Origin of the sequence: Flavobacterium sp. 1355, assembly GCF_017833415.1 — a bacterium.
Lineage (GTDB): Bacteria > Bacteroidota > Bacteroidia > Flavobacteriales > Flavobacteriaceae > Flavobacterium.
The window spans coordinates 216,690-230,719 of the sequence record NZ_JAFICC010000005.1; the positions used below are offsets into that span (position 1 = coordinate 216,690).

The window sequence follows — 14,030 nt, forward strand, 5'->3', positions numbered from 1 at the left end:
AACGGGCGAAGTAATCCATGAATTATAATCTGCATGATAATTTTAATATCAATTCAATAAAACAAAGCAAAAAAATAATGAAAGGCGTATTATTAGTAAACTTAGGATCTCCGGATAGTCCAACACCAAAAGATGTGAAACCTTATTTAGATGAATTTTTAATGGATAAATACGTGATAGACGTCCCGTATTTATTGCGAGCTTTATTAGTCCGAGGTATTATTTTAAGAAAAAGACCAGAAGAATCAGCGCACGCTTACGCAAAAATTTGGTGGGAAGAAGGTTCACCACTTGTGGTACTTTCAGAAAGAATGCAGAAAAAAGTACAGCCGTTGGTAAATGTGCCGGTGTCGCTGGCAATGCGCTACGGAAGCATGACTATCGAAAAAGGACTTCAGGAATTACACGACAAAGGAGTTACAGAAGTACTGCTTTTTCCTTTGTATCCACAATACGCAATGGCCTCGACCTTGACTATTTTAGTAAAAGCTGAAGAAATTCGTAAAAAGAAATTTCCGAATATGACTTTTACCGATGTTCCTGCGTTTTATAATAAACCGGATTACATCAAGAATCTGGCAGATTCAATTCAAAAGCACTTAGTTGGGTTTGATTATGATCATTTGTTATTTTCATATCATGGAATTCCCGAGCGTCACATCCGCAAAACAGATGTAACAAAGTCGCATTGTAAAATCGACGGATCTTGTTGTAACACAACTTCGCCGGCGCATGACTTTTGCTACCGTCACCAATGTTATGAAACTACAAGACAAGTTGTAAAATTATTGGGACTTCCTCAAGATAAATACAGCCTGACTTTTCAATCGCGTTTGGCGGGTGATAAATGGTTAGAGCCTTATACAGACATCGAAATCGATAAAATGCCAGCTAAAGGAATCAGGAAATTAGCAGTTGTAACACCAGCGTTCGTTTCAGATTGTTTGGAAACACTGGAAGAAATTGCCATGCGAGCCAAAGAAGATTTTGAAGCTAAGGGAGGAGAACAATTTCTTGCAATTCCATGTTTGAATGATGATGATGAATGGTGTCAGACCGTGAGTAACTGGATTAATGATTGGGCTGGATAAATCTAAATGAAGAGCATAGAATATTACAGTTACTATTGCGCTGGAACAGTAGAGTTAATAGTTTTTATTTTTGTTTTAAAGTAACAGTTTTTGTTTTTATTATTCATTAAAAATTTATTTTGGATGAATTAAATTTATAAAAAAAAGAACAATCGGTTAATTAAGCTTAATGCTGAATGTTCCGAAACCGGCTTAATACGTTTGTTTGTACAGTTTGTGTTTTGAGCAGTCAGTGTTAAAGAGGTAAGAAGCAGTAAGTTTAAAATGACTTTCTTCCTATATCGGGCTTGTCTTCGGTTTTCTTGTAACGTTCTGGTACTACAGCAGGTTTGGATTACATTAAATCCATTCTTCGGATTACCATGTTGTGATCAAAATTGTTGTTCGTTTCGTCCGCCAATAGTATGTTTCATTTTCTGTCCCATAGTGGTTGTTACATAGCTGACAACATTTTCTTCTTTCTTTTGTCCGCCCGATAAATAGTCAATGCTTATTGAACAATCACCGGTGATGGCAACCCAAACCGTTTCACTTTCACCACTTTCTAATTGGTCAATGTACGCGCCGCCACAGCCAACGATATTTATGTTTGTCAAAGTTGTTTGCGTCGGGTTTGTGAAAGTAATCCTCATTGTATCAAGCAAAATTATAGCTGCCCAGCAGTAAAAAAACAGTACAGGAATATTAAGCAGCATAAGTGCGCAAGTTCTAAATAATGTAGTTCTGTTCTCTTTGTCCCTTTTGGCTTTCACTAAAATTGAAATTAAAACTACACTATTTATTAAAGCTGCCAGTGTGATAAAACCATAGACGATAGAAAGTACTTCAAAGGAGGAAGTAAAGAAGTAAAATCCAAAAATAGCTGTCCCAAGCAGGAATGAAAGGAGTGCTGTTTGTCGTGCGAGTTTTAGGTGTCGTTCTGTTTTCATATGCTTGGCGCCACTGTTGGCGGATGTTTACATTTTTACTTCAATATCTTTTGAAATTCCGTAAACCCGGGAAAATAAAATAAAATTGTTTTTAAACGGGAAATCATTGACAATGGCATAATAACAGCCGTTCACTTTCATTTTTTGTAATTTCTCTAACGGTAATTCTTTTTTTAACTGCTCTTTTGTTAGGTTTGGATTTTTAGTATAGATATCATACAGGTCTTTATAAATTGGATATCTTCCAGTGGATGGGCTTTTTATGACGTTTTCTTTTTTATCCAGATTTATGGCTGTAATGTCAATATTTTCATCCATCTGAATCCCATCAACAATTATAATATTGTTCGTCGCATTTATTAATGTAATCTTTTTATTATTTAATAAGAAAGATTTTCCGAAATCGCTTTTGCCAAGTTTTATACTTGGATACGCCGTTAAGATTTTTACCTCGTAAACCACGCTTCCGGTTAAAGGACCTGTTGTACTGCCTATGCTGTTTTTGATTTCGATCGTTTTATAGGTTTGTTCTTTTTCAACTTCATTTACTTTGGTGTAATCCCTGAAGGTTCCGAAATTGGCGGTATGATTTTTATTGATGTTAACCTTACCTTTGTTTTTTTCTAAAAGTTTATTCTCTTTAATCGATATGGACACGCTATTCACTGCATCTGCTTCTTCCCTGTAGAGTGGCAGACTTGATTTTAAAACAATAAAATTTTGCAGGGAATCTGTTTCAAGTTCCAAAGTTGCATTTTGCTTAAAAGATAGTAGACCTTTTTCATTTAGTGCCGTAGAGAGCAAAGTTTTATTATAAATCTTATTTCCTTTTAAGGATTCGGTTACATATTTTGCCTTGTTTATGGACTTAAATTCCAGGGTCATATCATAAATAGCATCATAAACAGCACCTAAATTTTCTTTATTTATTTTTTCGCTCCGGGCCTTAAAAAATATAGCTATTCGGTCTTCAAAGCTAAGCTGAGCGTTCATTAAACAGCAGTGCAATAACAGTATAATGGTTATTAGTTTCATTTTTTTCATTTCGTTTTTTTTATTATCTGTCCACTAATTATATCAGCCATAAAATGGCGGCAATAGGGCTTTTTTAGTTGGCTTTAGGCAGGTTAGTACGTTTTTTTTAAGCGAATATAACAATAATAATATACTAAATCTTTTAGTTGTGCAGCAACAGCTGTGAATCAGTTATTTTACTTGTCCAGCTGTTGTTTGCTATACTTGGAATCAGCCAATCCGGTCTTAGGATGATGTAATCCGGTATAAGGAATTTCCGGCAGCACCTAATTTGAATGTAAAGATATGGGCCCCGGGTCCTGTTTTAGCTGCATAATATAGCGGGGATAGGAGCCTGTCACAGTCTTTGTTACTTTCGTATGCTAAAGCAAAAGCGCTGTGAAATTTTAAGGGAGCAATACCTCTCAGGGAGCTGTAAAGGATATTAGACGCTGAGAGACTGCGACGTTCCTGCAGTCGGCCAGATGTCCGTTTGTTAAACAAACGAATCCGGCTGCCGGGTGCTCGGAACTCGCGGCAGTGTTTTGTAAAACAGAAAAGGAAAACGGACCACTAAAGGAAAGGGAAGATGGGAAGGCAAAAAACAAAAAGAACGCGTATCGTCGGGGTGAGGTTCACTGCCGGTGAGTATGCCGCAATGGAGAACAGGTTAAAAGGGACCGACTGCAGGAAGCTCAGCGAGTATGTCCGTAACATGGTACTCTCAAAGGCCATTGCAGTACAGTACAGGAACGCCTCGCTGGATGAATGCATGCTGGAAATGATCAGTCTGAGAACCGAGCTCAATGCCCTGGGCCAGAATTTCAACCAGGCAGTGCGGAAACTCCATATGCTGCGCGAGGTACCCGAGTTGCGGCACTGGATCATAAGCTCGGAAGCGCAGCGGGAAAACCTGCTGGAAAAGACCACCGAGATACGGCAGTGCATCGAAAAAATAGCCGCGGAATGGTTGCGGTGATCAGCACCGGGCATTCAGTGCGGCGTATCCTGCTTTACAATGAAAACAAGGTCAGCGAAGGGTGCGCAAGGTGCATCGGGGAAGGGAATTACCCTATGGAGGCGGGCAGCATGAATTTCAATATGAAACTCAACCGTCTGGTGCGCCAGAACGCGCTCAATGCAAATGTGAAAAGAAACAGCGTGCACATCTCGCTGAACTTTCATCCCTGCGAGCACTACCCTGTGGAAAAGCTTATGGCAATCGCCCGCACGTATATGGAAAAGATAGGATTCGGACAGCAGCCGTACCTGGTGTACGAGCACCATGATGCCGGGCATCCCCATATCCATTTGGTGAGCGTTAAGGTACGCGCAGACGGCTCGCGGATCGACATGCAGAACATCGGGCGCGGGGAGTCGGAGAAGGCCCGCAAAGCGATCGAGCAGGAGTTCGGACTGGTCAGGGCGCAGGACAGCAAGGAAGCTTTGCGTCCCGTTCCCCGGCCGGTGACTGCCGGGCGGGCGGAGTACGGGAAAACGGAATCCAAAAAAGCCATAGCCGGTGTGCTGCGCTTTGTGGTTTATTCGTATGCCTATACCAGCCTGGCGCAGCTCAATGCGGTGCTGGGACTCTACAACATCAGGGCGGACAGGGGCAGTGAAAACTCCAGGATTTTCCAGTCCGGGGGACTGGTATACCGTATACTGGACCGCTCGGGCCGTCCTGTCGGGGTTCCCGTCAAGGCGAGTGATGTGGCCGGGAAACCCACACTTGCCTTTCTGGAGAAAAGATTTGCCGTCCATACGGCGGCACAGCTGTCTGAAAAAAAGAGAATACGCAATGCCGTGGACCTGGTTTTTATCAAAGGCTGCCCTTCGCCGGCAGGGCTTGTTGTGCAGCTAAAAAAGCAGGGGATAGACGTGGTGCTGAGAAAAGGGGATCAGCAGGTCCTTTACGGCATCACCTATGTGGACCATAACAGCCGCTGTGTCTTTAACGGCAGTGAGCTCGGGAAAAAGTACAGCGCAAAAGGAATCCTGGAACGCTGCGGGGAAACTGCTAACCCGGCACAGCAGACCGTTTTTCACACGGCCTGCCAAAACACGCCGGATCCCGATGCCCGGGGAAATACTGCAGCGGTTTTCGGCCCGGGTAGTGCAGGGGTCTGGGAGATGCTTTCCACGCCCCTATGGCAGCCGGATTATCTGCCACGGGAACTGAAAGGGAAACGCAGGAAAAAAAGAGGAAAAGGACAGGGAGGAAATCAGTAAGGAATTTAAAATTTAAAGGCATGCAGACAGGGGAGAATGAACAGGCGCTTCACAGGATACTCGATATGACAAGGCTGGTCAGCCTGGTGCTGCTGGGGATCCATTTTTATTATTACACGTACGGGGCCTTTAAGGTTTCGGGGTTTACCGCAGCGCTGGGCGATAGGATACTGCAGGGGCTGTACGGGACAGGGCTGTTCGGAAATTTTTATATTTCCAAGCTTCTCTCCCTTGGTTTTTTACTAATTTCCCTTTTGGGGGCAAAAGGCAGGAAGGATGAAAAAATGCGGTACAAAACCGCTTTGGGGTATCTGGTATCCGGTCTGCTGGTTTATTTTTTAAGCGGGGCGGCGTGGTCTTTGCAAATGCCTTTCTGCTACCGTGCCGGGATGTACATAATGCTGGCCTGTAGTGGTTTCCTTCTGGTGCTATCCGGGGGTACGCTGCTCTCGCGCATTATTCGCAGCAGGCTCTCGGCCAAAGATATTTTCAACCGCGAGAACGAGACTTTTCCGCAACAGGAAATGCTGCTGGAGAATGCCTATTCGGTCAACCTTCCGGCGCGTTATTATCTTAAGGACAAGGTACGCAAAAGCTGGATCAATATCATCAATCCCTTCCGCGGGCTGCTCGTGCTGGGAACACCCGGATCGGGGAAATCCTATTTTGTGATCCGCCATGTCATCACCCAGCATATTGCCAAAGGCTTCAGCATGTTTGTCTATGATTTCAAATACGATGACCTGTCCAAAATTGTCTACAATACCTTTGAGAAGTACAAGCACGTGTATGCCGTGCCGCCCAAATGTTATTTCATCAATTTCGATACCATCATGCACCGCTGCAATCCACTGGATCCCCAGGGTATGGAAGACATTACCGACGCCTCGGAATCGGCGCGCACCATCCTGCTGGGACTCAACCGGGAGTGGATCAAACGGCAGGGGGATTTTTTCGTGGAGTCGCCCATCAACTTCCTCTCGGCCGTAATCTGGTACCTGAGAAGATACAAGGACGGGGAGTTCTGTACCCTGCCGCATGTCATTGAACTGATGCAGGCGGACTACGACAGCCTTTTTACCCTGCTGCGCACCGACAAACAGATCGAGGTACTGATCAATCCCTTTATCAATGCCTATCTCCATGATGCCATGGAACAGCTCGAAGGGCAGATTGCCTCGGCCAAGATCGCCATGGCCCGCCTGTCCTCCCCACAGCTGTATTATGTGCTGTCGGGCAATGATTTTACCCTTGATATCAACAATCCCCGGGAGCCCAAGATTGTCTGCATGGGCAATAACCCGCAGAAAATCCAGGTGTACGGGGCGGTTCTGTCGCTGTATGTGAACCGGCTGGTGAAGCTGGTCAATAAAAAAGGCAAGCTGAAGTCCAGCCTTATCTTTGATGAATTTCCCACGATTTACCTTAACAATATGGACAGCCTGATTGCCACGGCCAGGAGCAATAAGGTGGCAACCTGCCTGGGGATCCAGGACTTCAGCCAATTGCGCAAGGATTACGGAAGGGAACAGGCCGAGGTGATCATGAACATCACCGGCAATATCATCGCCGGACAGGTTACAGGGGATACGGCCAAACAGCTCTCCGAACGCTTCGGGAAAATTCAGCAGGACCGCGAAAGCCTGTCCATTAACAGCAGCGACACCTCGGTCAGCCGCTCCAGGCAGCTCGAGGCTGCAGTGCCCCCGTCAAGGATTTCCGCACTGAGTTCGGGGGAATTTGTTGGGATGGTGGCCGATGATCCCGACTGTCCGGTGGAGCTCAAGACCTTCCACTGCCGGATTGTGAACGACCATCAGACGCTGCAGCGCGAACAGGAAAGTTATGTGGACATACCGCCGGTCAGGAAGCTCGACGATGCGATGATACAACGGAACTACCTGCAGATCAAACAGGACGTGCAGGACATCATCCAAAGCGAAATGGAACGGCTGCTGGCAGATCCGGCATCGGGTCATCTGGTGATCCGGAAATAGCAGCTTATCGGCTGTTTAAAGCGCTTTGATAATTAGTACGAACAAGCAGCTGCACGCTTTGTAGGTTCCTGCAGGAAACGGCAACGTATAGTCGGTTTAATTTTGTATTTTCACGCGGCCGAATTGTGGTTTCCGGTCTGCAGATCACTGATGGAATACCACCATAAGCAGCTTGAAAGTACTAGTAAAACATACAAAATGAAAAAGAAATTAATACTTGTTTTTATTCTGGCGGCCTCTTTCTTACAGGCACAGGAAGTGAGTGAATCGGATGTTCGAAGAATAGTGGAAAAAGATTTTTCGGCAATTCCGCAAAATCTGCTGGCAAGGCTGGTGCCCTATAACGACAAAAATAATCGTGCCGGATTAATGGATGCCCAGACACGCAAAATAGTGGTGAAGGCCAAATATTTTGACCTGGATTTTTTTAAGCCGGAGTTAAAAGGGAATTACAACGGTATTTACCTCTTTCAGTACAATCCTGCCACAAAGAAAGCCGATATACATCTCGATAGTGAAAGCCAGCCCGAACAGGATAGCGGGAACACACAGGCAGACAGGAAAAACAAAGCCGCACAGATCAGCGGGTTCAGTCTTACCGAAGATAAAAAAATAAAAAATTACGACATGCAGTATTCCTCCTTTTCAGAAGAGCCTTTCCTTTTTCAGGGCAGGTATTACGGAATTGCCGTCAGGGAGCAAAAATATGGCATTGTGGGTGAAGACGGAAAACCCTTAACCGGATTTGACTTTACTTATGACAGGCTGGAATTCAATAGGTACAGTCCGGCACCGGAATGCTGGTTTAAATTCTTAAAAGAGGATGGTACTTCGGGTTTTATTAACCTCAACGGGGAGATGAAATTCGTCAACGAATTCAAAACGACTTACAGTCCTAAAACGTCCACCAGTATTTATTGTGCCAATGCCTCCCAGGAATTTGCCTACAACGGGTATGAGATACTGTATTCGGATCAGGGGGCAGTAGGGGTGCTGGACCTGGAGCATATGAAATGGATTGTCAAATCCACGGCAGAAAGCGATGTGATTGAGATTAATTATGCTTCAGACCGGAAAATTGAAAACATCAAAAAAGACAGCAGAGACCTTAGGCTCTATTTTCTAATGTATGATAAAAAACGGGAGACCAAATATTATATGGATCAGAACCTGACCGCATACAGGCTTTAAGTCAAAGCGATAGTAAGAGGCTGGTTCCGGACTGGTCTTTGGTTACGGCAAATGCAATGGGAGTAGTACTGCTTCGATTATCCTTCGGTTTTCAATAAATTAAAAATGAGTATCCGATATACTAACCGCCGTTCGCAGGAGTAAATATAATTATACGAGCATCTAAAATTTAAACTATGCTACAAGTTAAAATCTTTCTATCTCTTTTTCTTTTAATTACTTTTTATTCCTGTGATAAACTGGATGATCGTGAATTGCGGGTCAAAAACAATTCTGATAAAACGATATACAGCATCCTCTCTGAAAATGACAGTATGAATCATTCAGGCTTCTATTATGAGTACCAGCAGGGCTTTGATGAAAACAAAAAAGGCGATTACGATACACCTTTTATTTTTCAGGAGATCAGAAAGGGCGAAACTGCTGCTAATCACGACAGGCCAAGATATTGGGAGCACTATTTCAACAGGCTGGAAGACAGGAAGGCAAGATTGTTTATTATTCAAAAAGACAGCGTGCAAAAATACGGCTGGAAAATGATATTCAAAAAAAATAGTTACAGTAAAAAATACGGTATTACCATGCAGCAGTTAGACAGCCTGAACCGGACCATCGGGTATGATGGAAAGTAACAAACATGCAAAGGTGAAAAACATCCGGGCCTTTTACTCCAGAACAGCATCACCTAAAAATTCGCAGTCAAAGTCAGGTTCATCAGCATTTCTGTTATACAGGTCCGCCAAATCAATTATTTGGGTTTCTGTATGTTGGAAATTAGTGTTGGATGTGATAGGGAACGGGTTAACGCAAAGCGTTGGAAAGGCGGCGTGTTGGGATGATTTCATAATACGGGTTTTTGAATATTTGTTCTTGTTCAAAAGTAAATCCTGCGGCAGCGTTTTGGATTACAGAATTCTGCGATGGATTTATATAATTTCATTACCACATAAGATGCTGGTATTGAAGATTTGTAATTTTTTAAAAAATAGAAATAGAGAAGTGAAAGCCGTACGGCATTAATATAGGCGTGACAGTAATAGGGGGTCTGATGCTTAGTGAGCCACCTGACATGCACAGACAGACTGCGATTTAGAATACTATCGCATGCCAGCTAAAACAGCCTTCGGGTTGTTTTTTTTTTTGCAAATTGTTGTTCTGCGATTTGTTGCACGAAAGTACTGAAGCCTTATGGTTTTCGGTGTACTTCTTTGGTTACCAGCCAGTTTTTCATGCATTGATATGTAAAAAAATTCAATAGCAAAGAGGAAAAAAAAATGATATAACCTGCTCTTTTACTAAAAAATCTGCTGCAGGATATAGCAGAAAATATTCAAAAATGTAAAATTTTTATTTCAAAATTAAAAGTATATATTTACCGAATTATCTGACATATACACTGTGTCGGTGCATCTGTTATAAACCTTTAACCAAAACGACATTATGATTAAAAACTTTACTTTATTCTTCTTATTTATTGTTTTTCCCTTTTACGGCCAGGTGCTCAATACCGTGGTGGTGACGGCTTCCAAAAAACAGGGTGCCTTTAAGGACTGCAGCCTGAGCTCGTGCAACTATTTTGAAAGTTTCGGGGATGAAATCTCCTATAGTGACGGTACCGGAGGGCAGTCCGATACCAAAAACGCCCGGTACCTGTTTGAACACCCGGGGTTTAACAACGACAAAATCAGAAAGATAATCCTGGAGATCAGCATCAGCAAGATCTTCCAAAGTACGGCAGTGGACGCGGGGATGTCCATCAAAATGCCCAACAGTTCCTGCAACAGCAGCCTTGCGTGGAGCGGCTTCATAAACCAGCAGACCCTTTACAGCTGCAACCAGAACGGGACTTCCATATTCCAGAACGGTATTGGGACGGGCAACACCTCGGCAACCACCTTTTTCCTGTCCATCTACGATAAGAACGCCACCGGTTTTATCGGCCAGACCATCAACTATTTCACCCCGGGAAGCGATTCCTTTACCTTTTCCTTCCACCCTTTGGTGGGCGGGGTTCAGATACACTCCGCAAAGGTGCACATCACCTATGAGGGCACCGCGCCGGTTCCGGTAGTGCCCGCAACACCAACACTCACCGCTACTGCAGCCGGTGCCTCCGGTGTGTCGTTGACCTGGAATGCCGTAGCCAATGCAACGGGTTATGAGATACAGACCTGCAGTAACCAGCAAATAGGGATCGTGAGCGGAACCACTTACCTTGTTTCAGGATTAAGCTCCGCAACCAGCTACGGCTATAAAATCAGGGCCAGGAACAGCACGGTATCTTCCGCTTTTTCAGCCTGTAAATATGCCACAACGCTGAGTGACTGCAACTCGGCGATCACCAGCGTAACCCCTGAGGTGTACAGCTACTCTCAGCTTTCGGGTGTGGTGACCTACAAATGGCATCCCGTGACCCAGGCAAATTTCTACAGGGTATACCGATGTGAAACCAATCAGTTACTGGGCGAAACAACAGCGACCGAATTTATTTTTACTCCTAAGCAATTAAAGCCTGGCGAGTCGTACAGCATCAAAGTTGTGGCGGTGGATTATTGCAGCGGCGGGGCAACCTACCTGTCAAAAACCTCCGCCTGCAGTTATGTGCACCTTGTGAAGTGTGTCAGTAACGAATTCCCCGAAAATGCCATCTACGCCACAGTAGAGGCAGGAAATGTTACCTTAAGATGGCCGCATGTTTATCCGTATGGAAATTACGTATACCAGATATTTAACTGTGCCACGCTCCAGATGATCGGCAATACGTATGAGACGAGTCTCGCGCTGGGCAACCTGCCCGTTGGTACAACCTCCTATATGATACGGACAAAAGGCTGTGAAGCCAGTCCGGTGTCGCCGCTGAGCAGCTGTTATGAAGTCGTTATAGGCAGCGGGGTAAATAAAGAGGCAACGGCAAATCTTTTACATAAGCAAGAGCTCCTGAATGGCATCGTGGCTGACGATAGTCAGTCTTTTAATGATTCGTTATCCATCGACGAATCGGGCTCCAGGGAAAACGGGGCAGGCCTTTTGGTCTATCCTAATCCGTCTGAGGATAATATAACCGTTACCATACCAAAAGAATTTCTTGGAGGGCAATTGGCCCTTTATGATCTGTACAATAAAATGATATGGAAAAACGATAACATCAGGGCAGCCGCTGAAACCATAGAGGTGAAACAGCTGCCGGCCGGTATCTATTTTTTAAGTGTCCGCATACAGGGCAGGACCCTAATGGCCAGGGTGGTGAGAAAATAAGATGTTATAAGTGATGTATTGTTTGCCTGAAAGGGCATAACGTATAAAGCTATAAGGAAACTGCGCGGATTTTAGGATCTGCGCAGTTTTTTGTTTTTAGGATGGAGTGAATAAGGAAGTATTCTTTCTTTTAATGATCTTTTTTTTATTTTAAAAGCCCGTTGCTATGTTTTTTTATTTCGGGTTGGGGTGGAAGGTAGTACAGGTATGGTATTTAAACATTAATTCGAAAACATCTATTATAATTATAGTAAGTATACCCACTTTACACTAGATTTTGTTTCTAGTTTTTTGCGGGCTATTATTACAGAAGCCGTGCTATTTGTGCAGGGTTTAATTGTTTTATTTTCTTAACAAGAATTAAATTCCTTTGTGGAGTTTTAATTTGAAGTACTTTTACTCTATTCAGGTTCAATTCAATAATTTCTTGTACAAACTCTATCATTTCAGTCACATTTATCGGAAAATAGCTATCTAGTATCTCTGCTATATTTTTTGGTAGATCATTTACATAAAAATTTTGAGTGTCTTCCATATTATTTTCAAACTGTCTGTAGGTAAGTGCTTTTATATGTATCATAATTGTTCATTTTAAAGTTCTTTCAAATTTAAGTAGAAAAATGCTTGCTTTTAGAACTGTCGTTGACTTTGTAAAGTATAAGTAATAAAAAAGCTCCCGATTAAAGGAACTTTCATTTTTATATTTCTAATTACTTAGTTTTTAATTACAAAATCTGAGATTGTAAACGATGTTCGAACTAAATCAATTAAGGCAAGGATTGATAGAAAAAATACAGTTAACATCAGAGCATTTGTTACGTCTAATATCTCAATATTAAATCTGCAAAGATCAATATTCATAATCGGTTTGTTCAAGACTGCCGCTAATACAACAAATACTAATGCATATATAAGAAAAATAATATTTTCTTTGATTTCGATGTGTAATAGAGGTAATAAATCTAACTTTTCATCTCTTATAGAAATGTCTTGTGCATGTTTAGTTTTTATGATCTTTTTCATATTTTCAAACATAGAAGTTAGGTAAGTATATAAAGTAAGTGCAAATCCAATAAATACTCCCAAAAATGTAAACAAAAAATTTGTTTCGATAAAGTAATGATATGAAACAACATCACTTAAGACTATGTAATAGCTAAGCGATAAAGTAATCAATATTATAAAGATCAATTTAAATGTTTTCATCGTCATTTATGTCTTCAATTTCTTTAAATCTAGTTTCTAAAGACTCTTCTGTCTCTTCTTCAATATCAGGAACGTCTATTTTGATATGAGATTTTGTTTTTTTCGTAAAAACAAAATCAGCCCCATCTTTTAGTCCCTCAATAATATAATTGCCCGCACCTTGTGAAATTCTTTGAATGTGTTCCTTAAAGTCTTCATATTGAAATCGTAACCCTTCTTTTTTATTTCTAAGAATAATTTTAAACTTATCAAAGTTAGTTTCTTCGTGGACATCTTTTACAAGCTTATCTGCTACATTTTTTCCGCCAAAAAAGTTTGGTGGCTCATATTCAAGCTCTACTTTTTGAACAGAGTCAAGATCATTTATCTGCTCCCAAAAATCGCGATGATCTGTAATTTCAGATAAGTTACAGTAAACCCTGTCTTGTAGCATTTCCTCTGTAAGCACTTTAACCAACTTATCTTTTACAGCATCCATTGTTTGAAATACCGTAGTGTTTTTCTCTATTAGTATAATTTGTTTGTTAAGGTGTACTAAAAAATATATGTTTGGATACCTAACATCTTTTACATCTTCAATTTTACCATCCTCTAGTGTAGGTTTATCAAATTGCTGCTTTTTTGCTAGTTTCAATAAATAAATATCTTCTCCTAATTTTTTCTCGAAAATTATAACATGCTCGCCATAATCATTAAACTTAATCGTTTGCTGGTCTTGAATTCGTATAAAAAAATCAATGAATGACTCTTTTTTAGATCTAAATTCAATTAGGACTTGTTTATTTGGTATTTGGTTTAGAAAAATTCTATAAGCGTAGAAATGTTTCATATAGGGAATGTTACAATTGTTCAAATATATGTAAAATCACTACGCTTATAGAATACGTATAAATACCTGTTTTTACTTCTTAAAAGTTTTAGCTTTTAAAAGAGCTTTATTAAATTCTGATAGCGGTTCTTTTTTCCGCCCTTTTTCACTGTTTTCAAAAGTTGCAGTCTGGACTGTCCTTCGTTTTCTGTTATAACTTCTTAAGTGGGATTTGGTTATAAGTGATTATTGTCAATCTAAATAGGGAAATTTTCACCATTATTTATGATATGAAATTTCCTTTGTG

The 14,030-nt window shown here is 41.7% G+C and carries 12 protein-coding genes; 7 read left to right on the top strand and 5 right to left on the bottom strand.

Annotated elements, in window-relative coordinates; genetic code table 11:
- The first annotated feature begins 77 nt into the window (after positions 1-77).
- Positions 78-1,091, top strand: coding sequence for a ferrochelatase (gene hemH, locus JOD96_RS08325; RefSeq protein WP_209563817.1), 1,014 nt, complete (start codon positions 78-80; stop codon positions 1,089-1,091).
- Between the two features lie 371 nt (positions 1,092-1,462).
- Here hemH and JOD96_RS08330 read toward each other — a convergent pair whose 3' ends face one another.
- Together JOD96_RS08330 and JOD96_RS08335 are read right to left on the bottom strand one after the other, a co-directional pair.
- Positions 1,463-2,020, bottom strand: a complete 558-nt coding sequence (locus JOD96_RS08330; protein WP_209563818.1) for a hypothetical protein — start codon at positions 2,018-2,020, stop codon at positions 1,463-1,465.
- A gap of 27 nt (positions 2,021-2,047) precedes the next feature.
- Complete coding sequence (locus tag JOD96_RS08335; RefSeq protein ID WP_209563819.1) at positions 2,048-3,055, bottom strand: hypothetical protein; 1,008 nt, start codon at positions 3,053-3,055, stop codon at positions 2,048-2,050.
- Between the two features lie 568 nt (positions 3,056-3,623).
- Between JOD96_RS08335 and JOD96_RS08340 the strand changes: the two genes are divergently transcribed.
- The 6 genes from JOD96_RS08340 (at position 3,624) to JOD96_RS08365 (ending at position 11,709) form a co-directional block, all read left to right on the top strand.
- Positions 3,624-4,013: a plasmid mobilization protein gene (locus JOD96_RS08340; protein WP_209563820.1), complete on the top strand. Its 390-nt coding sequence runs from the start codon at positions 3,624-3,626 to the stop codon at positions 4,011-4,013.
- Positions 4,001-5,266, top strand: coding sequence for a relaxase/mobilization nuclease domain-containing protein (locus tag JOD96_RS08345; RefSeq protein WP_209563821.1), 1,266 nt, complete (start codon positions 4,001-4,003; stop codon positions 5,264-5,266). Before JOD96_RS08340 ends, JOD96_RS08345 begins: the two co-directional genes overlap by 13 nt.
- Before the next feature lie 20 nt (positions 5,267-5,286).
- A complete protein-coding gene (mobC, locus tag JOD96_RS08350; protein WP_209563822.1) occupies positions 5,287-7,263 on the top strand; it encodes a conjugal transfer protein MobC in 1,977 nt (658 codons plus the stop codon).
- Positions 7,264-7,461: 198 nt separating this feature from the next.
- Positions 7,462-8,454: a hypothetical protein gene (locus JOD96_RS08355; protein WP_209563823.1), complete on the top strand. Its 993-nt coding sequence runs from the start codon at positions 7,462-7,464 to the stop codon at positions 8,452-8,454.
- Positions 8,455-8,630: 176 nt separating this feature from the next.
- Complete coding sequence (locus JOD96_RS08360; RefSeq protein WP_209563824.1) at positions 8,631-9,086, top strand: hypothetical protein; 456 nt, start codon at positions 8,631-8,633, stop codon at positions 9,084-9,086.
- Between the two features lie 808 nt (positions 9,087-9,894).
- The gene (locus JOD96_RS08365) at positions 9,895-11,709 is read left to right on the top strand and encodes a fibronectin type III domain-containing protein (RefSeq protein WP_209563825.1); all 1,815 of its coding nucleotides are present in this window, start codon (positions 9,895-9,897) and stop codon (positions 11,707-11,709) included.
- A 304-nt stretch (positions 11,710-12,013) separates the two neighbouring features.
- On the opposite strand, the gene JOD96_RS08370 is transcribed toward JOD96_RS08365, so the two are convergent.
- The 3 genes from JOD96_RS08370 to JOD96_RS08380 form a co-directional block, all read right to left on the bottom strand.
- Positions 12,014-12,289 carry a hypothetical protein gene (locus JOD96_RS08370; RefSeq protein ID WP_209563826.1) on the bottom strand — a complete coding sequence of 92 codons (276 nt, stop codon included), beginning with the start codon at positions 12,287-12,289 and terminating at the stop codon, positions 12,014-12,016.
- Positions 12,290-12,423: 134 nt separating this feature from the next.
- Positions 12,424-12,915 carry a hypothetical protein gene (locus JOD96_RS08375; protein ID WP_209563827.1) on the bottom strand — a complete coding sequence of 164 codons (492 nt, stop codon included), beginning with the start codon at positions 12,913-12,915 and terminating at the stop codon, positions 12,424-12,426.
- Complete coding sequence (locus tag JOD96_RS08380; RefSeq protein ID WP_209563828.1) at positions 12,902-13,744, bottom strand: hypothetical protein; 843 nt, start codon at positions 13,742-13,744, stop codon at positions 12,902-12,904. Before JOD96_RS08380 ends, JOD96_RS08375 begins: the two co-directional genes overlap by 14 nt.
- Between the last annotated feature and the right edge of the window lie 286 nt (positions 13,745-14,030).

Bases quoted from the DNA above. Each gene is read 5' to 3' on its own strand.
- JOD96_RS08370 (WP_209563826.1), bottom strand. From the start codon at position 12,289: ATGATACATATAAAAGCACTTACCTACAGACAGTTTGAAAATAATATG.
- JOD96_RS08330 (WP_209563818.1), bottom strand. From the start codon at position 2,020: ATGAAAACAGAACGACACCTAAAACTCGCACGACAAACAGCACTCCTT.
- JOD96_RS08340 (WP_209563820.1), top strand. From the start codon at position 3,624: ATGGGAAGGCAAAAAACAAAAAGAACGCGTATCGTCGGGGTGAGGTTC.
- mobC (WP_209563822.1), top strand. From the start codon at position 5,287: ATGCAGACAGGGGAGAATGAACAGGCGCTTCACAGGATACTCGATATG.
- JOD96_RS08365 (WP_209563825.1), top strand. From the start codon at position 9,895: ATGATTAAAAACTTTACTTTATTCTTCTTATTTATTGTTTTTCCCTTT.
- JOD96_RS08345 (WP_209563821.1), top strand. From the start codon at position 4,001: ATGGTTGCGGTGATCAGCACCGGGCATTCAGTGCGGCGTATCCTGCTT.
- JOD96_RS08380 (WP_209563828.1), bottom strand. From the start codon at position 13,744: ATGAAACATTTCTACGCTTATAGAATTTTTCTAAACCAAATACCAAAT.
- JOD96_RS08360 (WP_209563824.1), top strand. From the start codon at position 8,631: ATGCTACAAGTTAAAATCTTTCTATCTCTTTTTCTTTTAATTACTTTT.
- JOD96_RS08355 (WP_209563823.1), top strand. From the start codon at position 7,462: ATGAAAAAGAAATTAATACTTGTTTTTATTCTGGCGGCCTCTTTCTTA.
- hemH (WP_209563817.1), top strand. From the start codon at position 78: ATGAAAGGCGTATTATTAGTAAACTTAGGATCTCCGGATAGTCCAACA.
- JOD96_RS08335 (WP_209563819.1), bottom strand. From the start codon at position 3,055: ATGAAACTAATAACCATTATACTGTTATTGCACTGCTGTTTAATGAAC.
- JOD96_RS08375 (WP_209563827.1), bottom strand. From the start codon at position 12,915: ATGAAAACATTTAAATTGATCTTTATAATATTGATTACTTTATCGCTT.